Source organism: Blautia difficilis (assembly GCF_014297245.1).
Classification (GTDB): Bacteria; Bacillota; Clostridia; order Lachnospirales; family Lachnospiraceae; genus Blautia_A; species Blautia_A difficilis.
In genome coordinates this window covers 24,712-49,713 of the sequence record NZ_JACOQG010000004.1, presented here as the reverse complement: position 1 = coordinate 49,713, position 25,002 = coordinate 24,712, and the positions used below count along the sequence as shown (strand labels likewise).

The 25,002-nt window shown below is 43.2% G+C and carries 15 protein-coding genes; 6 read left to right on the top strand and 9 right to left on the bottom strand.

The features are described from left to right. Positions 1 to 28: 28 nt before the first annotated feature. From H8Z82_RS04075 to H8Z82_RS04060, 4 genes are all read left to right on the top strand, one after another. The gene (locus tag H8Z82_RS04075; protein ID WP_202018825.1) at positions 29 to 2,044 is read left to right on the top strand and encodes a glycoside hydrolase family 127 protein; all 2,016 of its coding nucleotides are present in this window, start codon (positions 29 to 31) and stop codon (positions 2,042 to 2,044) included. Between the two features lie 39 nt (positions 2,045 to 2,083). Continuing rightward, positions 2,084 to 4,096, top strand: coding sequence for a glycoside hydrolase family 31 protein (locus tag H8Z82_RS04070; protein WP_186994344.1), 2,013 nt, complete (start codon positions 2,084 to 2,086; stop codon positions 4,094 to 4,096). Between the two features lie 345 nt (positions 4,097 to 4,441). After that, positions 4,442 to 10,978, top strand: coding sequence for a Cna B-type domain-containing protein (locus tag H8Z82_RS04065; protein WP_186994343.1), 6,537 nt, complete (start codon positions 4,442 to 4,444; stop codon positions 10,976 to 10,978). Between the two features lie 190 nt (positions 10,979 to 11,168). After that, a complete protein-coding gene (locus H8Z82_RS04060) occupies positions 11,169 to 11,942 on the top strand; it encodes a TatD family hydrolase (protein ID WP_186994342.1) in 774 nt (257 codons plus the stop codon). 148 nt (positions 11,943 to 12,090) lie between these two features. Here H8Z82_RS04060 and H8Z82_RS04055 read toward each other — a convergent pair whose 3' ends face one another. After that, positions 12,091 to 13,611, bottom strand: coding sequence for a CapA family protein (locus tag H8Z82_RS04055; protein WP_186994341.1), 1,521 nt, complete (start codon positions 13,609 to 13,611; stop codon positions 12,091 to 12,093). A gap of 256 nt (positions 13,612 to 13,867) precedes the next feature. On the opposite strand from H8Z82_RS04055, the gene H8Z82_RS04050 reads away from it, so the two are divergent. Next, positions 13,868 to 14,308 (top strand): MarR family winged helix-turn-helix transcriptional regulator, encoded by a 441-nt coding sequence (locus tag H8Z82_RS04050; protein WP_186994340.1) that lies wholly within the window; start codon positions 13,868 to 13,870, stop codon positions 14,306 to 14,308. Here H8Z82_RS04050 and H8Z82_RS04045 read toward each other — a convergent pair. Next, complete coding sequence (locus H8Z82_RS04045) at positions 14,299 to 16,110, bottom strand: DUF885 domain-containing protein (RefSeq protein ID WP_186994339.1); 1,812 nt, start codon at positions 16,108 to 16,110, stop codon at positions 14,299 to 14,301. The two genes, H8Z82_RS04050 and H8Z82_RS04045, sit on opposite strands and share 10 nt — an antisense overlap. Before the next feature lie 99 nt (positions 16,111 to 16,209). Between H8Z82_RS04045 and trxB the strand changes: the two genes are divergently transcribed. Then, complete coding sequence (trxB, locus tag H8Z82_RS04040; protein ID WP_186994338.1) at positions 16,210 to 17,133, top strand: thioredoxin-disulfide reductase; 924 nt, start codon at positions 16,210 to 16,212, stop codon at positions 17,131 to 17,133. Between the two features lie 696 nt (positions 17,134 to 17,829). Here the strand turns inward: trxB and H8Z82_RS04035 are convergent. Genes H8Z82_RS04035 through H8Z82_RS04005 form a run of 7 tightly spaced genes read right to left on the bottom strand, consistent with a single transcriptional unit; the run spans position 17,830 to position 25,002 of the window. Further along, positions 17,830 to 18,450 carry a V-type ATP synthase subunit D gene (locus H8Z82_RS04035; protein WP_186994337.1) on the bottom strand — a complete coding sequence of 207 codons (621 nt, stop codon included), beginning with the start codon at positions 18,448 to 18,450 and terminating at the stop codon, positions 17,830 to 17,832. 17 nt (positions 18,451 to 18,467) lie between these two features. After that, the gene (locus tag H8Z82_RS04030) at positions 18,468 to 19,850 is read right to left on the bottom strand and encodes a V-type ATP synthase subunit B (RefSeq protein WP_186994336.1); all 1,383 of its coding nucleotides are present in this window, start codon (positions 19,848 to 19,850) and stop codon (positions 18,468 to 18,470) included. 21 nt (positions 19,851 to 19,871) lie between these two features. Next, positions 19,872 to 21,641 carry a V-type ATP synthase subunit A gene (locus H8Z82_RS04025; RefSeq protein WP_186994335.1) on the bottom strand — a complete coding sequence of 590 codons (1,770 nt, stop codon included), beginning with the start codon at positions 21,639 to 21,641 and terminating at the stop codon, positions 19,872 to 19,874. Beyond that, positions 21,634 to 22,221, bottom strand: a complete 588-nt coding sequence (locus H8Z82_RS04020) for a V-type ATP synthase subunit E (RefSeq protein ID WP_186994334.1) — start codon at positions 22,219 to 22,221, stop codon at positions 21,634 to 21,636. The genes H8Z82_RS04025 and H8Z82_RS04020 overlap by 8 nt, the downstream gene beginning before the upstream one ends. Positions 22,222 to 22,253: 32 nt before the next feature. After that, positions 22,254 to 22,562 carry a V-type ATP synthase subunit F gene (locus tag H8Z82_RS04015; protein ID WP_019163226.1) on the bottom strand — a complete coding sequence of 103 codons (309 nt, stop codon included), beginning with the start codon at positions 22,560 to 22,562 and terminating at the stop codon, positions 22,254 to 22,256. A 1-nt stretch (position 22,563) separates the two neighbouring features. Then, positions 22,564 to 22,995 carry an ATP synthase subunit C gene (locus tag H8Z82_RS04010; protein WP_019163225.1) on the bottom strand — a complete coding sequence of 144 codons (432 nt, stop codon included), beginning with the start codon at positions 22,993 to 22,995 and terminating at the stop codon, positions 22,564 to 22,566. Positions 22,996 to 23,028: 33 nt separating this feature from the next. Continuing rightward, entirely contained in the window at positions 23,029 to 25,002 is a 1,974-nt protein-coding gene (locus H8Z82_RS04005; RefSeq protein WP_186994333.1) for a V-type ATP synthase subunit I, read from the bottom strand.

The following is a 25,002-nucleotide window of genomic DNA, read 5'->3' as shown; positions in this document are numbered from 1 at the left end:
CATCCTGTATCGCTAAAGGAGCAAATATATGGAGAAGCAAACTATGCATGCGGCTATTAATGACGTGAAAATTACATCGGGTCTTCTTGGAAGAGTTTCAAAATTAGTAAAAGAACAGGTTTTGCCTTATCAGTGGGATATTTTAAACGATGTGGCGAAAGATGCAGTGCCGGATCACAGTATTGAGAATTTTAGTGTGGCAGAAGGTAATGATGAAGGTTATCCAAGTCATTGTATTGCAAACTTTAAGATTGCAGCAGGAAGAGAAAAGGGCGACTTCTATGGAATGGTTTTTCAAGACAGTGATCTTGCGAAATGGTTGGAGGCCGTTGCATACAGACTGATGAGTGATCCAGATGAAGAGTTGGAAAAAATTGTTGATGATACAGTTGATCTGATTGGAGAAGCTCAGCAGGAAGATGGATATTTAAATACATACTTTACAATTAAAGAGCCAGAGAACCGTTTTACAAACTTATGTGAATGCCATGAACTTTACTGTGCAGGACATATGATGGAGGCTGCTGTAGCATATTACAGGGCAACTGGAAAAGATAAACTATTAAAGATTATGTGCAGGATGGCGGATCTGATTGATCAGAATTTCGGACCCGAAGAAAACAAAAGACATGGATATCCAGGACATGAAGAAATTGAACTTGCGTTAGTAAAAATGTATGAGGCAACTAATGAGGAACGATATCTGAAACTTGCCAAATATTTTATAGATGAAAGAGGAAAGAAGCCCTATTACTTTGATATTGAATTTGAAAAAAGAAATCATGCTTCCCATTTCTCATATCTTTATCCACCATATGGAATGTACAGCAATGGTCCGAAATATGAACAATATCATTTACCAATTCGTGAGCAGAAGTCATTCGAAGGACATGCGGTAAGATGTATGTATATGGCAAGTGGAGCTGTTGATGTAGCGCGACTGACAAAGGATGAAGGACTGATGGATACATGCCGTACTTTATATCAGAATATGGTTCAGAGAAGGATGTATGTAACTGGCGGAATTGGTTCTACACCAAAAGCTGAAATGTTTACTTCTGATTATGATCTGCCAAATGATATGGTATACGGAGAAACCTGTGCATCTGTGGGAATGATGTTCTTTACAAAGAGACTTTTGGAAGCAGAACAGAAAGGTGATTATGCAGATACGATGGAGCGTGCATTGTATAATACCTGTCTTGCCGGAATGTCTCTGGATGGGAAAAGTTTCTTCTATGTAAATCCATTGGAAGTAGATCCGATTATCAGCAAGGAAAACCCAGATAGAGCGCATGTGCTACCTGTAAGACCGGCGTGGTTTGGCTGTGCATGTTGTCCTCCAAACTTGAGCAGGATGATCACTTCCCTGGCCGAGTATATTTATACAATTAAAGAAAATCAAATTTATGTAAATCTGTATGTACCGGATCAGGCTATAATTCATCTGGAGAATAAAACAATTGAATTGGAAACTGTAACAGATTATCCCTATGAAGGATTGATTAAATTCAATTTAAAAACAGCAGGAGAATATGAGATATGTCTTCGTATTCCAGCATGGAGTAGTAATAAATGGAGTATTATGGTAAATGGTGAGAAAGTACAGACAGAAGTGAAAGATGGTTTTGCACATCTGAAACGTGCTTGGAATACTGGTGATACCATTCTTTTGGAACTTGATTTCGAACCAAAACGTGTTTATGCAAATCCAAAAGTGTCTAAAGATGTTGGAAAAGTGGCAATTCAGTGTGGTCCACTTGTATACTGTCTGGAAGAAGTAGACAATGGTAAGGGGTTACAAAGAATTTATCTTCCAAAAGACTCTGAGCTGCAACTTGAACGTAGAACGGATAAATTACTGGGCATTAATGAAATCCATACGAAAGGTTACAGATTAAAAGAATTAGAGGATGAGACAGTACTGTATGCTTCGGATACTAATTGGGAATATGAACCAGTGGATCTGACCTATATTCCATATTATGCATGGGCAAATAGAGGTGAAAATGAAATGACAGTATGGGTACATGAAAAGGCCTAAAGAACATTAAGCGATGAATCCGTAGAAAGGAGTAACGTTATGGCATTTAAAGTAGATGGAAACAAATTGATTTACAGAAATGACAGTGAACTTTTACAATTGGAACCATGGGGCGAAAACAGTTTACGAATTCGTGGTACAAAGACAGCATCAATATCCCAAGAGCCATGGGCTTTGCTTGATGACCAGGTTCCTTGTACAGCACAAATTAAAGTGAATGGAAAAACAGCAAGTATTACAAACGGAAAAATCACCGCATCCTTTAATGAATTTGGATGGTTGACATATTATAACCAGAAAGGGGAAGTCCTTCTGGAAGAGAGATGGAGAGTCAATAATGGTGGTGCAAAGACAAGTCCCCTTGCAATTTGCGGACGTGAGTATAAGCCATTGATCGGTTCTAGTGATTATAAAATTACTCTTCGTTTTGAAGGTCAGGATGGAGAAAAAATTTATGGTCTTGGTCAGAGACAGGAAAAGCAGTTAAATATGAAAGGATGCTGCCTGGAGCTAGCTCAGAGAAATACTCAGTCAAGCATTCCGTTTGCTCTTTCTAATAAAGGATATGGTTTCCTTTGGAACAATCCGGCAATTGGACGTGTTACATTTGCAAATAATCTGACAGAGTGGACTGCAGAGTGCACTGAGCATATGGATTTATGGATCACGGCAGGTGATACTCCGGCTGAAATTGAGGAAGCATATGCAAATGCTACTGGAAAAGTTCCTATGATGCCTGATTATGCAACTGGTTTCTGGCAGTGCAAATTGCGTTATACAACACAGGAACAGTTACTGAATGTGGCGAGAGAATACAAAAAAAGAGGAATTCCTATTTCAGTGATTGTCTGTGATTTCTTCCATTGGACAAATCAGGGAGAATGGAAATTTGATCCAAAGTATTGGCCAGATCCACAGGCTATGGTGGATGAACTAAAAAGTATGGGAATTGAGCTAATGGTTTCCATCTGGCCAACTGTAGATGTAAATAGCGAAAATTATGAAGAAATGAAAGAATTAGGTCTGTTAGTACGTTCCGAACGTGCAAACGCTGTACAGATGCAGTTTATGGGTAACGAATATCTGTTTGATGCGTTTAATCCAGAGTCCAGAGAGTATGTCTGGAATAAAGCAAAAGAAAATTATTATAAGTATGGTATTCGTATTTTCTGGCTGGATGAGGCAGAGCCAGATTATATGTTCCATTATGATTATGATAATTTTAGATACTATAAAGGTCCAGCTGTGAAGGTGTCTAATTATTATCCTGTGGAATATGCCAAAACGTTTTATGAAGGTATGGAAAAAGAAGGTCAGAAAAACATCTTGAATCTTCTTCGTTGTGTATGGGCAGGAAGTCAGAGATATGGCGCTCTTTTATGGTCTGGTGATACACATTCTACCTTCGATTTCCTGAGAAATCAGCTGGCTGCAGGATTAAACGTAGGACTTTCTGGAATCCCGTGGTGGACAACTGATATTGGTGGTTTTACGGGCGGTAATATTTATGATCCCAAATTCCATGAACTTTTAATTCGTTGGTTCCAGTTTGGTTTATTCTGTCCTGTTACAAGGCTTCATGGTTTTCGCGATCCAATTGATTTTACTATTTCTAATGCTGCTAAAATGTGGAATCAGCCATTTGGAAGTGGTGCTGAAAACGAAATTTACAGTTATGGCGAAGACGTGTATAAGATTTTAAAAGGTCTTGTTGATACTCGTGAAACATTACGTCCATATGTAAAAGAGCAGATGGTGAAAGCGCATGAAAAAGGAACACCGGTTATTCGTCCGTTATTTTATGATAATCCAGATGATGAAGCTTGTTGGGATGTTAATGATGAATACATGTTTGGACCTGATATTCTTGTTGCACCGGTTCTTTATGAAGGAATGCGTGAGCGTACTGTTTATCTGCCGGCAGGAAGGACTTGGAAAGAAGTACAGACTGGAAAAATTTACGAAGGAGGAAGTACAGTGACGTGTGCTGCACCGTTATCGGTAATTCCAGTATTTACTACAAACGATTCTGAATTTAAGTTTGTAGATTGATGTAAAATGATAAAAGTACTGTTTATAAAATAGACAGTTCCAGAACGGAGAGGATGTGACATATAAATATTGTCCCATCCTCTCTATTTTTTTGAATACGAAAATTTTCGAGAATCAATAAAAAAATTGGGCAAATCGACGGAACTGTCCTACAATAATTTTTTTTAAAAGTAAAAATATTGAATCCGAAAATTTATGATGCTATACTCAAATAATGAGATAAAGTATCATGACTGTTGGTCATTTTACAGTTATGATGTCTCATCGGCAGACGGATTTATCATCCGTATTTGCTATTTACAATAGGGAAATAAGAAAATATTTATTCAAAGGGAGGATGACATTATGAAAAGCAAAACGACGAAAGTCAGACGCTATCTGGCAGCAATACTGACAGTCCTGATGATCTTCCAGCAGGCAACTACCAGTGTTATCTACGCCAGCAGCGAAGCTGCGGTTCCCACAGTAACGGAAGCCCCGGCAGCACAGACGGAGGAAGAACCTGAGAAACAGGTGGAGGAAACACCGGAGGAAAAGATTCCTACGGAAGGAGAATCGGAACAAACGGAAACCTCAACGCAGGATTCAACAGATAAACAACAGGAACAGACAGAAGAGGCACAGCCGACTGAAGAACCACAGACAGAGGAAGCGGTTACCCCTGCTCCAGAAACTGAAATAGTTTCAAATGAAGCACCTGCAGTGGAAATGGAGGCAGCAGGGACAGAGGAATCTAATAATGTTCCAAGTGCTACTAATACAGACTTACCGTCGGCATGGGTTAAAAGCCAATCTGTTCAAAAAGAAACAGATGGAATATGGACTGATATTGAAACAAACGAGCAGTTAGACCAAAACAGTACCTATCGTTTAAATGTGACTTATGAGATCCCTAATACAGAGAAACCCCAAACGGATATTACTTATCAGTATTCATTACCGTCTGTTTTTAAAGAAATCACCTCCTCGGGCGATATTTTTAACAACAGTAATAAAAAAATGGGTACTTACAATGTTGAAGGTGGAAAGATATTATTAAATATTTCAGCAGCATCAATTGCTAACCTGTCCAACCTTAATGGTTATTTCAGCTGCGGATTTAAGTTTGATAAAACTCAGATTACTACTGAAAAAACAATTACTGTAACATTCCCAGTTGCATCTAAGACAGAGACATTTCATTTTCAGGAGGATACAAACAGTTATTTGTCTACTGAAAAAAAACAATTAGAGGTAGATTACAAAAATGGAAAAATAAAGTATCAGATTAATGTTACGGCAAATGAGGCTGAAAATGATGTGGTTATCAAAGATACTTTGGGAGAGGGTCTTTCATTTGATACAAATAGTTTTGCGATTAAAAAGAATGGTTCAGATATAACCCTGCAGCCAGATTGTTCAGCAGACAATAAAACAGCAAGCTTTAACCTGGGAGATATGGCTGCAAATAATACTTGTGTGATTGAGTACTGGGCTTTCATAGATAATTACAGCAGTATGTACAATGGACAAAATGAGGTTTCTGTTACTAAGACAAATTCCTATACTTATCAGTCACAAGGAAAAACTGAGCGATCCGGAAATTCGGTAACTACTACTTTTCACAAAAAATGGGCAGAGAAAAATGGAACCTACAATGCAGCCAGCAAGACAATTGATTGGACCATTACAATTAATGCCGGAAGTCCGCTGAATATAAATGGGGCTGTTATTAAGGATATTCCTGGTATAAATGTTTCTATTTCTGATGATGCTGATGTTACAGTAACAAAAGATGACGGAAATACGTTTATGATCAAAGGGTCAGCTATTAAAAATGGATATACATTTACTGATGCAAATTACATGGGAAAATATGTGCTCTCCTATACAACAGTTTTGCCTGACAACGTACAGTCAACGATTGGAAATGTCAATGTAAAAAATGATTATGAATTTAGTAATGGAAAAGGACAGTCCTTCACAGGTTCAAAAGAAATAGGAGTTGAAACAATTCCTGCTGTAACGAAAGAATGTACTTATTTCACAAATAATAAAAGTGGTGCAAATACTGCTGACTGGAAAGCAACTGTCACAATTGCTTCCAGTGGGGAACATGTTTTTCATGATGAATTGCAGGATGGCATGACTCTGGTAGACAATTCTGTAAAGGTGACAGATAAAGATGGAAATGAGGTTTCAAAAAAGGTACAAGTTGATTCTGACAAAAAAGGTTTTCATATTACTTTTCCAAATGAAACAGTTGAAAATGGAAATTCTATTCAGTATGTGATTACGTATAAAAGTAATTATGACTATAGCAAAATACCTACTACTGGTACAGTGTCAACCACCAGATATACATATAAGAATAAATGTAAATTAGACGATAATCCTTGGGTAAATGCTGACTTTACAGTACAGGGAGGGGAGATACTTAATAAACAGCAAGCGGATGGAGCAGAATACGATGAAGCAAATAAAACAATCAGATATAAAATAGTAGTAAACTGGGCAAACCTGGACTATACAGGGAAAGAAGTTGTTGTGAAAGATGTGCTTCCTGAGGGAACAACTTTTAGTGGTATTACTTCTATGTTTAAAGTGCAAAACAGTCAATGCACAAATATTGATAATAATAAGATTAGGGATATCGTGACTGTTGATACAAATGAAAAAGGTGTTGTATATTTTCGGTTTAAGGGTATTGGATCGTTAGGATATGGGTTTAATTATGAACTCAAAGTAAATGATGAATATTACAAAAAAACTCAACGTGTAGAATTTAAGAATTCTGCTTCTCTAATTGTTGATGGAACAATTGAGAAAGAAGATTCGCACACAGTATGGGTTGATTTTAAGGTGGTAAAGAAAGGATCTGAGCAGCATAAAGATTCCGGTAATAATATAACTAACTATATCAAATACATAGTTACTATCAATCCGGCAGCAATTCAGTTATTGCCAGATAATCTGACCTCTGGTGGTTTGACTTTGACAGATATTATCCCAGATAATCTGACGTTGGTTATTAATAAGACATTTCCAATGACATTGCGAAATACAAAAGATCAGAGTGACAATCCTGCGTTAGATTATTCATATGATAGTTCTACAAGAAAATTGGTTGTAAATGTTCCGGATAATAAGGCTTTGGAATTGATTTTCTATGCGCAGCTGTCTGGGGAAGCTGGTAAAAATGTAAGTGTAAACAATACCGTAAATCTGAGTGGCAGTGCAACGTACATTGAAACAGATACAGATTCAAAGTCGTATCAGGTGGTTCAATCTTCAGCTGGATTAAACGGGGATAATAATCACATTAGGTTGAAAAAAACAAAAGAAGATGCAAGTACTCCTTTAAAAGGGGCTAAATTCGATATTGTAAAGGTTAGTATTGATGATGAAGGAAATGTAACAACTCAAACGATAGGAAATCATCTTGAAGTTGGTAATGATGGAGGGTTGACATATCCAAGAGAAGGCACCAATGACGAAGCGTTAATTGCAGATACCTTATACTATTATCAGGAAGTAGAAGCTCCGCAAGGGTATCAGGTTGATTCTGGAAAGTATTATTTCTGGAATCCTGGAAACGCCAAGGAAACTTTAAATACTAGAATTCAAAATGCTGTAGAAAAAGGAAAGCTTGATGTAGCAGCAAAGACAGCAAATACGAATCTGTATGGTGAAATTATTGTAACAAATAAGGCCGCTGTAGGTAGTCTTAAAATCACTAAGCAATTGGTTGCACCAGAAGACTTTGAGAATTCAAAATCCTATACTTTTACTGTATCAAAAGATGGAAAATGTTATGATCAGGATGGAAATACCTACATTGGTGCAACTGTGACAGTAGGGGCTGGACAAATGGTGGAGGTGAAGAACCTTCCAATCGGTGAATACACTGTAACAGAAAGAAATGCATCTGTCGATGGATACACCTGGACAGTATCAGCAAACGGAACTGTAGGAAATGAAGCAACTGTGACAGTAAAAAACCAGAGCGATACAAATGTAACATTTACAAATACCTATCAGAAGTTTGATGGTGCAAGCCTGAATCTGAAGGCAAGTAAGTTACTGGAAGGTGGAACCCTGGAAGCGGGAGCTTATGAGTTTGTTGTAACAGCAGATCCGACAGCTGACGTGATCATTCCGAACGGTAAGTTCACCAACGATGCAGACGGAAACATTACATTCAACGGAATTGAATTTAAGAAGGCAGGGGATTATACTCTGACCATAAAGGAGAAACCAGGAACAGATGTTGGTATTGCTTATGATGGCGCTGTATATACAGTGAAGGTCAATATCGCGACAGACAGTACGGCCAACAAACTCAAAGTCAACGAAGTAAAGAGTGAAAACGATACGCTGACAGAAAAGGATGGAACCTATGTGCTGCCAAGTGCAGACAAGAAAGCGAACTTTATAAACCGTGTAAAGAAGGGAAGCCTAAAGATCACTAAAACGCTGGAAGTTCCGGATGGATTTGAGAAATCTAGGGTTTATACCTTTACGGTATCTAAAGATGGAGTTTTCTATGACAAAGACGGAAACACCGGGGCAGGGGCGACTGTTTCAGTGGAAGCCGGAAAAACTGTTGAAGTGAAGAACCTTCCAATCGGTACATATACCGTGACAGAAACCGACGCTTCTGTAGAAGGATATTCCTGGACAGTGACTGCAAATGAGAAGCCGGGAAGTACAGCAACTGTAGAGGTAACTGATAACACTTTTGCTGATGTAATATTTAAGAATATCTATAATCAGACTACAGAAGAGAAAGTTGACATAAGCGGAACCAAGACCTGGTCAGACGGTGGAAATCAGGATGGCAGCCGACCATCCAGTATCACAGTCAATCTTCTGGCGAATGGCACAAAGGTAGACAGTAAGACAGTAACAGCAAAAGATAACTGGAAATACAGTTTCACCGATCTGCCGAAATATGAAAATGGCACTGCAATTAACTACACAGTGACCGAGGATGCAGTAGCCGGTTATTCTACAACAATTAATGGATACGATATCACCAATAGCTATACACCAGGTCGGACTAGCGTGACGGTAACAAAAGCATGGGTTGATAATGATAACAAGGGCAACAAGAGACCATCAGAAATTAAGATCCAGCTTTATGCAGATGGACGGGAAAGTGGAAGTCCGGTTGCTTTAAATGAAGCAAACAAATGGACTTATACTTGGACTGGTCTGGATGAGAAGAATGGTGGAACTACAATTGCTTATACAGTAAAAGAGGTTGGCACAGTAGATGGATATGAAGCATCTGTAAGCGGAGATGCCCGTACCGGATATATAATTACCAATACTCTGAAATCCGGAACTCTTGAAGTTGTTAAATCTATTACAGGTGATGTTTCTGATTCCGCTCTTACAGCAGAGCAGAAAGCAGCAATGACATTTACGGTTACAGGACCGGATGGATATTCAGAAACTGTTCATTACAGTGATTTTGCAGATGGAAAATATACATTCCAGAACCTGCCGCTTGGCGAATATACAGTGACAGAGACAAATGCAGATATGGAAGGTTATAAACTGACTACTACCTACAGTGTAGATGGTGGAAAAGTAACCGTAACAAACAAAGAGACAGCAACCATTACAATCACAAATGATTATGTTAAAACCAAGGATGCCTCAGTCAAAATCAGCAAAGTAGACGCCGACACCTATGAGGCTCTGGGTGGTGCTCACCTTCAGGTGATTGACCCGGATGGCAAGGTAGTGGCTGAATGGGATTCCGGTAAGGATGCTTATACTCTTACAGATCTGAAACCGGGAGTTGTCTATACTCTCCATGAGACAGCAGCACCGAAGGGCTATAAGGTGGCAGAGGATACCACATTCCAATTGAATGAGGATGGAACGATCGATACTGCGAATACCACAACAGCCATCAGTGAGGATACACTTCTTGTAAAAGATGAGAAGAAAGAGAGCAAGGACGTTTCCGTATCTGTAACTAAGAAACTGGTAACTGTTGACGGAACAGTGATCGGAGCTGAGGATGCAACTTATTATGTGGCTTTGTATTCAGATGCTGATTGTACACAGAGAGTTTCTGATGTGCTGGCACTTAACTTTAAGAACGCTTCTGCATCTACGGTAACCTTTACAGGACTGGAGAAGGGACAGACCTATTATGTAGGCGAGTGTGAGTCTGACGGAACCTGTTATCTGGCAAATATATGTGCAGATGGAACTATGTATATGGTAGATTTCTCAGATGGAAATGCAGTTACAGTTGACAATGCTGACGGCAGCACGACAGTATACTTTGACAACCAGTTTGAGAATATTCCGGATGGTTACTATAAGGAAGCTGAACTGAACATTACCAAGAAGCTGGTTGGCAGTGACGGAAAAGCAAAGAACAGTAATGAGATCTTCTATGCAGGAATTTTTGCAGATGAGGGCTTCACACAGCTTTCAACAGATGTTTCTGCGAATATTGTACCGTTAGATCTGGCCGGTGGTTCAGAAGTAACTGCTCAGGTTAATGTGGCACTTCCGGAAAGCGGATCCATTACCCTGTATGTGACAGAGGTTGATTCCAACGGAAAGCCGGTTGCGGGAGCAGCAAGCTTTAAGTATGATGTGACAGTTGATAATGCGCAGGTAACTTTGAATGATGATAATCTTAGTGCAAACGTAGTTATTACGAATACAGAGAATTCAACAAAGGTTACACCTACACCTGGCACACCGAATACGCCGAATACACCAAATACAACAGGTGGATTTTCAGGAAAATCTGCAGTGAGAACCGGTGATTCTACACCAATCGGAGGCTTTATCGCACTGTTTGCAGCTGCAGCAGTGATTGCCGGAGCAGCCGTATTCTTTAAACGCCGCAGAAAAGATGAAAAATAAAAAATAACACAAGTAATACATTTTCCCCCATTTCGGAATTATCCATATTCTGGAATGGGGGATTTTTATAATTTTGCTGAAAAATGTGGACAAGCTGTATTGGATGTGCTACCGTAGGCGTAAAGTGCAATTTGGGTTCATTGTTGACAGCGTGGTCTGTCTGAAAATGACAATAAGGAGGATTATAAAAATGATCATAGATACCCATGCCCATTATGATGATGAGGCTTTTGACCCAGACAGAGAGGTGCTTCTTGCATCTATGCAGGAGCATGGAATTGAGAAGCTTGTAAATGTCTGTGCATCTATAGATGGCTTGCAGGATACGGTGAAGCTGATTGAAAAGTATCCGTTTATATACGGAGCTGTGGGAGTACATCCGGATGATGCGGAGCAGATGACAGAGGAAACCCTGGCAGAGATCCGCTGTATTTCCCATATGGACAAGATGATCGCCATTGGAGAGATTGGTCTGGATTATTACTGGCATAAGGAGAAAAAGGAACATGAGATACAGCAGAAGATGTTCCGTGCCCAGATGGAGATTGCCCGGGAGGAGAAGCTTCCTTTTATGATCCACAGCCGTGATGCAGCGGAGGATACCTTGAATATTGTCAGGGAATATATGCAGGGAGGCATGTATGGAGGAATTATTCACTGCTTTTCATACAGTCGTGAGATCGCCGCAGAATATTTGAATATGGGACTTTACCTGGGAATTGGAGGCGTAGTTACCTTTAAAAATGCAAAGAAGCTGAAGGAGGTTGTACAGTATGCCTCTTTGTCACAGCTGGTGCTGGAAACAGACTGTCCGTACATGGCTCCGGAGCCCAATCGGGGTAAACGCAATTCCTCTCTGTATCTGCCCTATGTAGTTCAGGCGATCGCAGAACTGAAGCAGGTAACCCCTGAAGAAGTTATTGAGGTCACCAGGGAAAATACACACAGATTGCTGGGAATATAAAATAATTCAATAGTTATATATCTGTAAAAATAAAAAGAAAACATCTGATTTCATAGTGCTCAGCCTGTATACACCGACAAGGTAACTGCCGGATAATACAAGTGAGTGCGAAACCAGATGTTTATTTTATTTTGTAGATTATCAATCGTTAATAGGATCCGTCATCATAGGAATTATCATAGGATTCGTCATAGGATCCGTCATCATAGGAACTGTCATAGGATTCATCATAGGAGTCTCCGTCATCCTCGGAGGAATCTCCTGTGTCAGAAGAATCTCCTGTGCCGGAAGAATCCGAAGTATCTCCCGATGAACTCAGGTATTCCCAGGAATGGATGGATTCTGTATCCTCTACCACATTTCCTGTAGTTTTGTCGATCATGTTGCCCTGCCAGTCAAATTTTACGTTCAGCAGGTTGGTGTTGGTGGACGGCTTCACATTCATGGACATGATCTCCTTAAATTTGGCCTGGAGGTTTGCCAGGGTGAATTCATCACCGATCACATTGCGGACGCTGTGCTGGGAAGCCAGCTCCTCGGTATAATCAGAGAGCATATAGGGTCCGTATTCTCCTGCGTCATGGTTGTAGTGCATAACCATAGGCTTTACTTCAGGAGAAAGGATCTCAATTGTGCTCTTGCCGTTAAGGGTTGTTTTCTGAATGGTAAAGCTTGCCATACCCTCCAGCAGCTCTGGCAGCTCCTGCTGCGTGGAAACAAAATTTCCCAGAGAATAGAATACCAGTGTGCTGTGTCCCTGGTCATCTGAGAGACGGCCATAAGGCTGAAGTACATGAGGATGTCCGCCTATGATCACATCCACGCCCTGCTCCATAAGGAAGGCAGCCCATTGCTTCTCATATTCGTTCGGCATGGTCTCATCTTCTGTACCCCAGTGTGCAACAAAAATAAGGCAGTCACAGATGGATTTGGCTTTCTGGATCATAGTGGTGATCTTGTCCTTGTCAAAGATATCGATCATGTATTCGTAGCCTTCGCCTGCACCTGAGTTGTTGGTGCCATATGTATAATCAAGAAAAGCAATCCTGATTCCGTTTACTTCTTTGACCTTGACGATGTCTGCGTCCTCCTGGGTGGGGTGGATACCCAGCACAGGAATTGTGGGATATTTGGAACTCCAGAAATCCAGAGTGGTTTTCAGATAATCGTATCCATAATCATCTGCATGGTTGGTGGCAGATTCCACTACATTGAAGCCTGCCTTGATGATGGCATCTCCAACCTCCTGGGGAGTTGCGAAGGAGGGGTAGGTACTGACGGAATCATGATCCGGGGCAAAGACTGTCTCCTGGTCGATCATGGCCACATCTGCAGCCTGGATTTCATCCAGAACATTGGCATAAATATGGTCATAATTCCAGTTGCCGGAATCATACTCACCGGATTCGTACAGTTTACTGTGATAGAGATTGTCTCCGACTGCGATTACACTTGCAGTGGTGATCTCCGGGGTTTCCGCAGCTTTTTTTGCCTCTTCGTCTTTCTTCTGTGCTTCCTGGGCGGCTTTTTCCTCAGGCTTGGTGATCAGGCCGTAGTCCAGCTGATGCATCAGGAAAACCAATACGATCAGAACCGCCGCGGAACATAGCAGGCTGATCCTTGAATTATTTTTTTCCCTGAAATTAAGGGGAATATTATTTTTTTTCATAAAATCGATCCTTTGATACCATAGATAATGGCAGAATTATTATTGTAATGATTATATCAAACTTTACTATTGAAAGAAAGAGGTATTTAACCGAATCAAGTAGCGAAGCGGATTGCGAATATCCGCTTGATAACTATATTCTCAGATAAAAAATGCCTAAAAATGCTTTGTAAGGCAAAGTAATATAGTGTATAATGAGAGACAAAGGTTACTGAGAACGGAGACAGTAACTGATATGTGAAAGGGGGAAGACCGGATGAACCATTATGAGGCGATCAATGATGTGCTTGTAAATTTGTTTAATGAGATTCTGGATCTGGAAGAGCGGGCGCTGATCACGCCGGAGTATAAAAATATTTCTGTAAATGATATGCACATTATGGATGCAGTGGGGATCCGGGAGCAGAAAAATATGTCTACAGTAGCCAGGGCGCTGAATGTGACTGTAGGCACCCTGACCATTGCAGTGAATAACCTGGTAAAGAAGGGATATATCCAGCGTGTGCGCAGTGAGGAGGATCGCAGAGTAGTATTGATTTCTCTCACAGAGAAGGGGGAGAAGGCTTTCTGCCACCACAGGGATTTCCATGAGAAAATGCTTCTGGCAATCCTGAAGGACCTGAATGTGGAGGAGACTGAGGCCCTGACCCAGGCCCTTACCAAGCTGCAGAAATTTTTCCGCAGCTATCAGGCATAGGAAAGGAAAAGATATTTTTCCAATACCGGGAACTGTACAGGGCCGATTTCCATGATCCGGCGGTGAAATTCCTTCAGATTAAAATCATCGCCCAGTTTTTTCCTGCAGCGTGTCTGCAGATCCTGGAAATTCAGGCTGCCCCAGTAATATTTCAGGTAATTGCCGGGAGTTTCTACAATGTACTGGTAGATTTCTTTTACTGCGGATTCCTCGGTGATGCCGAAGGCTTTGAGAAAAGCTGTGGTTCTGCCTTGATCCCAGCCCTCGTAGTGGATGCCGATGTCCAGCAGGGAATAGAGACACAGGTTGGTACTGCGGCTGAGCCATGCCAGCTGTGTGGCATTTTGGATAAGCTTCCGGTCAGGTGTAGAGCTGAGTGTGTTATCAAAGGCGGCAGCAGAGGAATTTTTTATAATATCATAGATCAGTGAGGCTGCATATCTGTATGCGTAGCCTTCCACATAGGTTGCCCAGCCCTCTATATATCCGGGACTGGTGATCAGATAGCGGATATTGTCAGGAGCGCTTCTGGCAAAGGATACAGTCTGATACAGGTGTCCGGGAAAGCCTTCGTGGGCCAGGGTGCCAAAAAGCTCCAGGCTGGAGGTGCCTTTGGAGTTGTTGATGTAGATTACATTGGGAGTCTGGGTATCCACCGGAGGAGTCAGATAAAAGGCAGGGCTCAGGAATTTTTTCATGGAGGGATGAACCCGGCGGACTTCATAGGAGATCTTCTTTAATAGGGGGAAATCCTCTTTCATCAGTCCGGGAAGTTCTTTTAGCATTTGTTCAGGAGTAAGGGAAATCTGACCGGAATATTTCTGCAGAGAAGCAACCAGGGAGGAATCTGTCTGTATGAGAGCTTTGATCTGCCTGAAATCCGTCAGAAGCTGATCAGAGAGCCGTTTCTGGATTTGCTTTACAGGAACATAGGAGCCGGTCTGGATACGCAGAAGATACTGGTAGTATTCTCTGCCACCGGGGAAGTATGCCAGCCCACGGCTGGTCTTGCCTGTGCCTCGCAGCTTCTCCAGTCCGTCTATCAGTTCCTGGTAAGCAGGGATCACCTGTTTTGTGATCAGTTGGTGATGGAAGGTAAGGAGATGGTTCTGCTCTTTTTCTGTCAGCTTCCCGAAGGTTTTCAGGCGCTGGGCGAAAAGCTCATCCATGTAGTTGGAATTGGGGTCACGGATAAAAGAACGGCATTGAGTCAGAATACGATCCAGGGTGGCATCACTCATAAAGAGGCCAGCCTGGGATTTTTTTTCTTCAAATTGGAGAATACTATGGAAGTAAGGCCGGATGGTGCCCAGAAGCTTCAGATAATCGGACAGATCCCTGGTGGAGTGAAAGGCATATTCTCCCAGCAGGACAGGAAGCTGAGCCTGGATTCCCAGACTTGGCCCCAGAGGTTCCTCCAGTATGTAATTTTCTCCCAGGGAAGCGCGGGTGTGGAAATACAGAAGCAGCATATCCAGTGTAAGCTGATTGTCTCTGGACAATCTGGAGTAAGAGAAGGACCGGAGGAGGTTCTCATATTCGTTACAGAGCCGGGTTGTTTCAGAAGAATCTGTGTCCAGGGCGCCCAGGGTCATTTCTGTGGGGCGGATCCCTGCCCCTGCCGGGTCTGCCAGTGTATAGTGGAGGGTCAGGGCATTGGCGGAGACTTCAGTCTGGAAAAGCTTTTCTGTGAAGGCCTGGAAACGGGAATTTTCTGTGACAGGATGTTCGGACACATACCCTGCACCTATCCCCAGGGCAAAGACCAGTGTGAGGGCAAGTATTTTTTTCAGAATTTTCATAGAAACCTCGAAGGAGGACTTTTTACTATCTTATTGGAAACAGATGGGCAGTATGCTATTATTACTATAGCGATTCCATAAAATACGGAGGTATGAGAGATGTCAGAACTTTACGATATAGCGATTCTGGGGGCTGGTCCGGCGGGGATCAGTGCGGCAATTTATGCAGTCAGGGGCAGATTGAAGGCTTTGTGGCTGGATAATCAGTTTGTAGAGGGAGGCCAGGTGCTGAATACTTATGAGGTGGATAATTATCCAGGGCTTCCGGGAATCTCAGGGATGGATCTGGGAGAGGCTATGGGAAATCACGCGGAAAAGCTGGGAATTGCTCCTGTCAGGGGGAAAGTTCTGGCTGTGGAGAATGCCGGCAGTGAGAAGATCATCCGCACAAAAAAGCATGAATACAGAGCGAAAACTGTGGTTCTGGCCTGCGGTGCCAGCCACCGTACTCTGGATATTCCGGGGGAGGCAGAATTGTCCGGCATGGGAGTTTCTTACTGTGCAACCTGTGACGGTGCCTTTTTCAAAAATAAGAGGGCTGTGGTGATCGGCGGCGGTAATATTGCAGTGGAGGATGCCATTTTCCTGGCAAGGATCTGCGAGAAGGTGTATGTTGTCCACAGGAGGGACGAGTTCCGTGCGGATAGGATCCTGCAGGACAGCCTGAGATCCTGCAAGAATGTGGAGATCATCTGGGACAGTGTTGCTGTGGAAATACAGGGAGCAGAGCAAGTGACAGGAGTGAAGCTTTCCAATGTGAAGACAGGACAGGAAACTGTGATCCATACAGATGGCGTATTTATTGCTGTGGGGATTATTCCCAATACCCAATGGCTAGGAGAGCTGGTGCCCCTGGATGAGGCCGGATATATTATTGCAGGAGAGGAAGGCATTACCGGTACGCCGGGGATTTTTGCTGCAGGAGATGTCCGTACAAAGATGCTCCGCCAGGTGGTAACTGCAGTGGCCGATGGTGCCAATGCTGTGGTCTCCGCCCAGAAATATCTTATAGAGAATGCATAAGGAGCCTATGGCTCCTTTTGTTGTATTTTTGCGCAGAACAGAGATGAAAATCGAACTTTCAACATTTTGCACAAATTCTGTCGAAAAAAGAAAAAGGTGTGGAAAACCATACACATTTTTTCCACACATGAGAATTGAGGAAAAGCCCATAAAATAGAGTTATGCACAAAGTTATCCACATTATCCACATTTTATGTGTGTGGAATACTTGATTTACATAAAAAAGAAAAAAACAAATGTTTTGTATAAAGTGATAAATCGACATAAATATTAAAAAAGATATAAGAAGTCTATTGACTTTTTTATATTCTAATAATCATAGAATATTTTGGGAAAAAGATAAAATATAGAAATATAGAGAATTAATTTCAGAATATTCTTGAATTTGATTTGGAATCAGGCTGAATAGCGGAATGAAAGAATCTCTGAGCAGGGAAAGGGGTATAGGTGCTTCCGATGGATATGAAGCATAATGTAAAAGATATGTAACAATTCTGTAATATATAATAATCCACATAGAATATAGTCTGAAAAATACTTTTCCACATAATATGAAAACTGAATTTTGTATAATTCTACAGGTCAGCAGGCACATCAGGTTAGTGAGAAGGGAACAGACATTAGCAATATTTCTACAGAAAAATAAAAATTGCCAGGAAATAACTACCTGGCAATTTTTTGATTCCGGATTTGCAGCTATGCTCCCTGCTTCATCCTTTTGATCACTTTTAATCTGGTGAATTCCTCACGTTCTTTTTCTTCCAGCGCATTCTGAATATCCTTGGTCAATGTTTCATATTTTGGTATGGTAATATTCTTCAGTGCATTGGCACGTTTCTGCGTCTTTTTGATATTGGCCGCCAGACGGATGGCTGCGTTTTCCACCATGGAAAGGCGGATGGACAGCTCTTTTACTTTTTCAAAGGCTGCCTTAGCTTCATCCAGGGACATTTTGGTACTGTAGTAAGCGTAGGTGGGCCGGTTGGTGGTGGGCTCATATTCCACCAGAGGAATCTCCGTACCCATAACGCTTCGGGTTTTGATCCGGATGGAGTTCTCAATGGGAACTGTGCCTGCGATCTGCTGTACAAAGGCGATACCGATCTCCATATTTGCCTTCTGGAGAGCTGCATATGCAGTACGGAAGGTGACGTCGATCTGTGTCTGGATATCCTTGGCCTGATTGATCATATCCATCATTTCACGGATCAGGATGTTACGCTTTTTGTCCATCAGCTCATAGCCCTGGCGGGAGAGCTTCAGGGAGTTTTTGGCAAGTATGAGATTTCCCTTGGTGGGAAAGGTATTGGGATCCATGTAATCACCTCACTTCTCTAGCGTACTGTCTCATGGTAATACTGATCCAGGATTTTGGTATCAATTCGGTCAAGCTCTTCCCTTGGAAGCAGTCCAAGAAGCTCCCAGCCTTTATCCAGGGTCTCAGTGATGCTTCGGTTCTCTGTCTCAGACTGGCCTACAAATTCACTCTCAAAGGCTTTGCCAAATACCAGATATCTTTTATCCAGCGGAGAGAGCTCATCCTCACCGATAACAGAGGCAAGGGCTCTGGCATCTCCAACCTTGGCATAGCAGGAGAAGAGCTGGTTGGCTACATCCTGATGGTCTGCTCTTGTGTAGCCCTCACCAATGCCGTCCTTCATCAGACGGGAAAGAGAAGGCAGTACATTGATAGGCGGATAGATTGCCTGGCCATGGAGCTGGCGGTCCAGTACGATCTGGCCTTCGGTAATATATCCGGTCAGGTCAGGGATCGGATGAGTGATATCATCATTTGGCATGGTCAGGATCGGAATCTGTGTTACAGAGCCTGGTTTGCCTTTTACAATACCTGCCCGTTCATACAGGGTTGCCAGTTCACTGTACAGATAACCGGGATAGCCCTTTCTGGAAGGGATTTCTCCCTTGGAGGAGGATACCTCACGCATGGCCTCACAGAAGGAGGTAATATCTGTCAGGATGACCAGAATGTGCATGCCTTTTTCAAAGGCAAGATATTCGGCAGCAGTCAGGGCGATTTTCGGTGTAAGAAGACGCTCTACTACCGGGTCATTGGCCAGGTTCAGAAACATAACTACATGATCGGAGGCTCCGCTTTCCTCAAAGGTACGGCGGAAAAATTCTGCCACATCATATTTAACGCCCATTGCTGCGAAAACAATGGCAAATTTCTCATCGGAATCCTCTCCCAGAGAGGCCTGCTGTACGATCTGTGCAGCCAGCTTATCGTGGGGCAGACCATTGCCGGAAAAGATGGGCAGCTTCTGGCCACGGATCAGGGTGGTCAGTCCATCGATGGCGGAAATACCGGTGTTAATATAGTTACGGGGATATTCACGGGCTACCGGGTTCAGAGGCAGTCCGTTGATGTTTAAGTTTACCTCAGGAGTGATATCGCCCAATCCGTCAATGGGCTGTCCGATACCGTTAAAGGTACGTCCCAGGATCTCAGGGGAAAGCCCAATCTCCATAGGATGTCCGGTCAGTCTGGTGTGGGTGTTGCTTAAGGACATGCTGTCTGTTCCTTCAAAAACCTGGATAACAGCTTTGTCCTCATAGATCTCTATGATACGGCCGATCTTACGTGTTCCGTCATCCATGTGAAATTCTACGATTTCCTCATAGGAAGCGTTTTTCACGCCTTCCAGGACAACCAGAGGGCCGTTTATTTCGCTTAGTCCTAAATATTCAATTGCCATATAAACTTCTCCTCTCTGTTATCAGCCGTTTTTCTCCATGACTTTGTCATAGAAGGTATCAATGTCTTTGTGGTATTGTTCAAATCTGTCCAGTTCATTGTTTGGTACATCATATTTAATAGAAATGATCCGCTCGAAGATATTGTCCTCCTTCAGTACGGAAACCGGCATTCCACGGTTGATCAGGGCGCGGCATTTCTCGTAGAGATAGAGAATGATCTCCATCATTTTGAATTGCTTTTCCATAGGTACGCAGGTATCCTCCTGATGGAAGGCGTTCTGCTGGAGGAATCCCAGACGGATCACTCTGGCAATTTCCAGAGTCAGCTTCTGGTCATCCGGGAGAACATCACTTCCGATCAGCTTAACGATCTCCATGAGGGAGCTTTCCTGGTTCAGGATAGCCATGAGCTGATTTCTGTCTGCTACAAATTTGGGAGAGACATGTTCTCTGTACCAGGGGGTCAGATCTTCCAGATATTCGCTGTAGCTGGTGAGCCAGTGGATAGCAGGGAAATGGCGGGCATAAGCCAGTGCTTTGTCCAGTCCCCAGAAGCAGCGGACAAATCTCTTGGTGTTCTGGGTAACAGGCTCTGAGAAGTCACCACCCTGGGGGGAAACTGCTCCGATAATGGAAACAGAGCCTTCAGTTCCGTTTAAGTTCTGCATCATTCCTGCACGCTCATAGAAAGCGGAAAGCTTGGAGGCAAGGTATGCAGGGAAGCCTTCTTCTGCAGGCATTTCTTCCAGACGTCCGGACAGCTCACGGAGAGCTTCTGCCCAACGGGAAGTGGAGTCTGCCATGATGGCGACATCATAGCCCATATCCCGGTAATATTCAGCAAGGGTCACACCTGTATAAATAGAAGCCTCACGAGCTGCAACAGGCATGTTAGAGGTATTGGCGATCAGGGTGGTACGGTCCATCATCAGATTGCCGGATTTGGGGTCGATCAGCTTACTGAAATCCTCCAGAACCTGGGTCATTTCATTTCCACGCTCTCCGCAGCCGATATAGATGATGATATCTGCGTCAGACCATTTGGCGATCTGATGCTGGGTCATGGTCTTGCCTGTACCGAAACCTCCGGGAACTGCAGCAGTACCGCCCTTTGCAATTGGGAAAAGGGTGTCCAGGATACGCTGTCCTGTAACCAGCGGTACACTTGCAGGGAAGCGCTGGTGGGTAGGTCTGGGAATACGGATTGGCCATTTCTGTGCCAGTGCCAGATCCCTGGTGGTTCCGTCTGCAAACTGGATCGTTACGATGGGTTCCAGAATTGTGTATTCTCCGTCAGCTGCCGCATGGATTACGGTAGCCTCTGTCAGATTGGGAGGAACCATGGATTTGTGCAGGATGGAGTCAGTCTCCTGGGTCTCTGCGATAATGGAGCCAGGTCCTACTACATCCCCTTCTTTTACTGTAATATGTGTGGTCCATTTTTTCTGTGTGTCAAGGGAGTCTACGCTGACACCACGGGAAATATATTTACCTGAGGCTTTGGCAATCTCCTCCAGAGGACGCTGGATACCATCAAAAATGTTGTGGATGATTCCGGGTCCCAGAAGCACGGAGATGGCATCTCCGGTACCTGTAACTGTATCGCCAGGCTTCAGTCCTGTGGTTTCCTCGAAGACCTGTACAGTTGTCATGCCTTTTTTCAGGCCAATGATCTCACCTACCAGATTTTCAGGACCTACATAGACCATCTCGGAGATTTTGAAGCCGCTGTCACCCTTCAGATAAATGACCGGGCCGTTGACACCGTAGATAATACCTGTATTACTCATGCTTTGGCCCTCCGTCAAATTTGAATTCTTTGTATATTGCCTGGAAATTTCCTGCGAAAGAATGGTCGATCAGGATATTTTTGTGGGGGATCGTTGCCTTGATCCCTCCAAGGAAGCCTTCAGCAGAAACTGTAATGAAGGCTTTTGTGCGTTCTACCAGATCCGGGAGAAGGGCACTGTCCTCAGGAGAGAGGTAGATATTGATCTTATCCTGCTCTGCGAAATCCAGGGCTTCTTTGATTTTGTTTTCCAGATAAGCCGGATAATCCGGGGTATTTCGGAAATTTTCCAGCTGTGTTTTTACTTCTGCAAAAAGCTTTTCTTTTAATTCGTTCTGTTTTTTGGTCCAGTCACGTTTGATGGTAAGCTGTTCTGCAGAAAGTGCTTTATTGATCTCGCGTCTGGCATTGGCAGTTTCTGCCTTGATCTGTACCTGGGCGTTTTCCTGGCTGTCAGCCTTGTGTTTTTCTGTCATTTGTGCCAGAGCTTTTCTGTGTTCTTCCAGGATGCCGGCTGCTTTTGCCTGAGCATCCGCTATAGTAACATCATAGAAATGGCTGAGTTTTTCATCAATTGTCATGCTAACACCTGCCTGTTGTTTTTATTCATACCTTATAGCTTCAATCCGATTGCTTCATTTACATAGGATGTGATGAAATCCGGTTTTCGTCCGGTACCATGCCGGTCCGGGATTTCGATGATCAGAGGGGTTTTGTGATGGAGCTTTACATCGTCAATGATAGAGGGGAATTCTCTGCCGAATTTCTCGGTCAGGAGGATGATCCCGATTTCTTTGTTGGAGATGGCCTTTTCCAGGGCATCCTTCAATTCATTATGTGTGTGGACAACCACACCCTCTACACCTGCCAGCCGCATCCCTGTATAGGTATCGATATTGTCGCTGATCAGAAACATCTGCATCTTATAACTGTCCCAGGATCATGAAGGAGATGATCAGTCCATAGAGGGCAACACCTTCTGCAAGACCTACGAAAATAAGGGATTTACCAAGGATACTCTGATCCTCGCTGATCGCGCCCAGGGCTGCACTTGCCGCACTGGCTACGGCAATACCACCGCCGATACAGGAAAGTCCGGTTACAAGAGCTGCTGCAATGTAGCCCATACCTGTAGCAAGTCCTGCTTCAGAGCCTGCTGCTGCCTGTACGGAGGAAGCACCTGTAAACATAACTGCGATGGCGATAAGCATGGTGCCAAAGAAGAAAAATGCGTTTACACCAATGGCGGTTTTGTAACGTCCTCGGTTTTTCTCACCGATGAGATAGTAGCCGAAGGGAAGGATGATACTGAGTACCAGTGCGATTGCTAAAATAATCTGTGCTATTGTTGTCATAATTGATCTCCTTTTTATTCGTTGATTTTTTTATTATTTTGTAGGGCGGAATGGCTCAAATTTGCGTCCTGTACCCTTGTAGAAGCGGCTGAACATTTCATAGTATTCCAGACGAAGGACCTGGATACCTACGATCAGACCCTCCATACCGCTTACAAAAAGGTTTCCCAGAATTACTACTACCCAGTTCAGGTGGCCACTTTCAAAGCCGGCGAGCATGAGCACAACCTCCATCATAGCTGCATGGCTGACTGCGAAGGCTCCGATACGGACAAAGGAAAGAGTATTGGAAAAATAGCTCAGCAGGACTTCGAACATTTCGAACAGACCCTGTACAATGAACATTCCTTTTTCCTTTGGCATAATCTCAGATTTCTTTTCTACCAGAGCTGTAAGTGGCTCTTTGAAGAAGATCAGGATCAGCGGTATGCCAAACATGATAAAGAGTACGATTCCTCCCGGAAGTGTATGTCCTGTGAGGATCAGTGCGATGGAGACAGTAGCAGAGCCGTAGAAGACCAGGCCTGCCACAGAGTTGGTGTCGAACCAGATATGCTCTGTATCGTGTGCTTTCCATGCATTGAGGATATTGAAGATCATACACAGAAGGATAAGTCCCATACCAAAGCCGATGGCAACAATAAATACCGTATTCAGTTTACCGATAAAGGGTACGGTCATCATATTATTCATCGGGCGCAGCCACAATGCCGGAAACAGGTTTTCAAAGCCGAAGAAGCTTCCAAACAGGATTCCGAAGATCGTGGAAAATACACCTGCACAGCTGATGATACCTGCCAGTGCAATGTGTTTGAATTTGTAAAGAAGGAAACCGCCGATAAACAACAGCAGTCCCTGTCCTGCATCTCCGAACATGGCGCCGAAGATAAAGGAATAAGTGATGGCCACAAACCAGGTGGGATCCATTTCATTGTAGGCCGGCAGGCCATACATATTGATATACATTTCAAAGGGCTTAAAAAGCTTCGGATTCTTTAACTTGGTTGGCGGCTGCTGGTGAGTTTCAGGCTGGATATGTTCATCATCCTCACCATCAATAATGCAGAAAATTTTGCTGTCATCCTTGATATCTGTCTGGAAGGAATGGGCATCCTTTTCTGTCATCCATCCACATAAAATATAGAAGATATCACTTTCGCCCTTACCTCTGGTACAGGCTGCCAGCTTGCGGATATCAAAGTTTCCGGAAAGTCTGGCAATGGCAGCTCTGGCAGCAAGAATTTCCTGACAGTGGGAAATGAGGAAATCATTTCTCTTCTGACTGGCAGTGTTGAAATCTGACAGGATCAGGCTTCGTTTCTGGGCAAGCTGCTCAAAAGCTTCTCTTGCGGTGCCTTCATAAGAATCCGGCATGTAGATCTTCTCGAAGTGCATGGAGGAGTATACAGCCTTTACTTTCTGGGATTCAGGTTCCGGAACAAAGTACATTCCCCAGATATACTGGTCATCTTCGTCACATTTAATAAAGATAGTATCCAGATTATCGTAGATGTATCTTTCGAATTTCTGGTAATATTCCTTTCCTATCCTTCCGAAACGGAAACGGATAAACCGGAATTTCAGGATTGAGGAAATATCAAAATCGAGATTACGGAAAGGCCGGATCACTCGCAGGGATTCGTCCACAGTGGTCAGCTGATTCTCCAGATCAGCCCGCTTTTGGTCCAGATCCTGGTAGTCTGTCTGAATGCGGCGGATAGTATCCAGTGCTGTCTCCACATCCATTGTCTGGGCTGCAGCCTGTGCTGTCTCAGCTTTTACAGTATCGGCTGCAAAGCTGTTCAGTTCCTCACAGAACAGATTGGCTGTGTTCAGTGCCTCTTTGTAAGGGTTGATCTCCAGGAAAGGAGTCAGGTTCTGAACTGTGGTCAGCTCAGAGAGAGCATTTTCCAGATGGATCTCGTATTTGGACAGGTAGGTATTTACTACCCGGTCAATATCGGCCTTGGGCCCGGTAATGCTCAGGAATTTCATTTTCTCAATCAT

Coding starts and splice junctions, on each gene's coding strand:
- H8Z82_RS04010 (WP_019163225.1), bottom strand. CDS start 22,995: ATGACAACAATAGCACAGATTATTTTAGCAATCGCACTGGTACTCAGT.
- trxB (WP_186994338.1), top strand. CDS start 16,210: ATGTCAGAACTTTACGATATAGCGATTCTGGGGGCTGGTCCGGCGGGG.
- H8Z82_RS04055 (WP_186994341.1), bottom strand. CDS start 13,611: ATGAAAAAAAATAATATTCCCCTTAATTTCAGGGAAAAAAATAATTCA.
- H8Z82_RS04030 (WP_186994336.1), bottom strand. CDS start 19,850: ATGGCAATTGAATATTTAGGACTAAGCGAAATAAACGGCCCTCTGGTT.
- H8Z82_RS04050 (WP_186994340.1), top strand. CDS start 13,868: ATGAACCATTATGAGGCGATCAATGATGTGCTTGTAAATTTGTTTAAT.
- H8Z82_RS04035 (WP_186994337.1), bottom strand. CDS start 18,450: ATGGATCCCAATACCTTTCCCACCAAGGGAAATCTCATACTTGCCAAA.
- H8Z82_RS04015 (WP_019163226.1), bottom strand. CDS start 22,562: ATGCAGATGTTTCTGATCAGCGACAATATCGATACCTATACAGGGATG.
- H8Z82_RS04005 (WP_186994333.1), bottom strand. CDS start 25,002: ATGATTGAGAAAATGAAATTCCTGAGCATTACCGGGCCCAAGGCCGAT.
- H8Z82_RS04070 (WP_186994344.1), top strand. CDS start 2,084: ATGGCATTTAAAGTAGATGGAAACAAATTGATTTACAGAAATGACAGT.
- H8Z82_RS04045 (WP_186994339.1), bottom strand. CDS start 16,110: ATGAAAATTCTGAAAAAAATACTTGCCCTCACACTGGTCTTTGCCCTG.
- H8Z82_RS04065 (WP_186994343.1), top strand. CDS start 4,442: ATGAAAAGCAAAACGACGAAAGTCAGACGCTATCTGGCAGCAATACTG.
- H8Z82_RS04025 (WP_186994335.1), bottom strand. CDS start 21,641: ATGAGTAATACAGGTATTATCTACGGTGTCAACGGCCCGGTCATTTAT.
- H8Z82_RS04060 (WP_186994342.1), top strand. CDS start 11,169: ATGATCATAGATACCCATGCCCATTATGATGATGAGGCTTTTGACCCA.
- H8Z82_RS04020 (WP_186994334.1), bottom strand. CDS start 22,221: ATGACAATTGATGAAAAACTCAGCCATTTCTATGATGTTACTATAGCG.
- H8Z82_RS04075 (WP_202018825.1), top strand. CDS start 29: ATGGAGAAGCAAACTATGCATGCGGCTATTAATGACGTGAAAATTACA.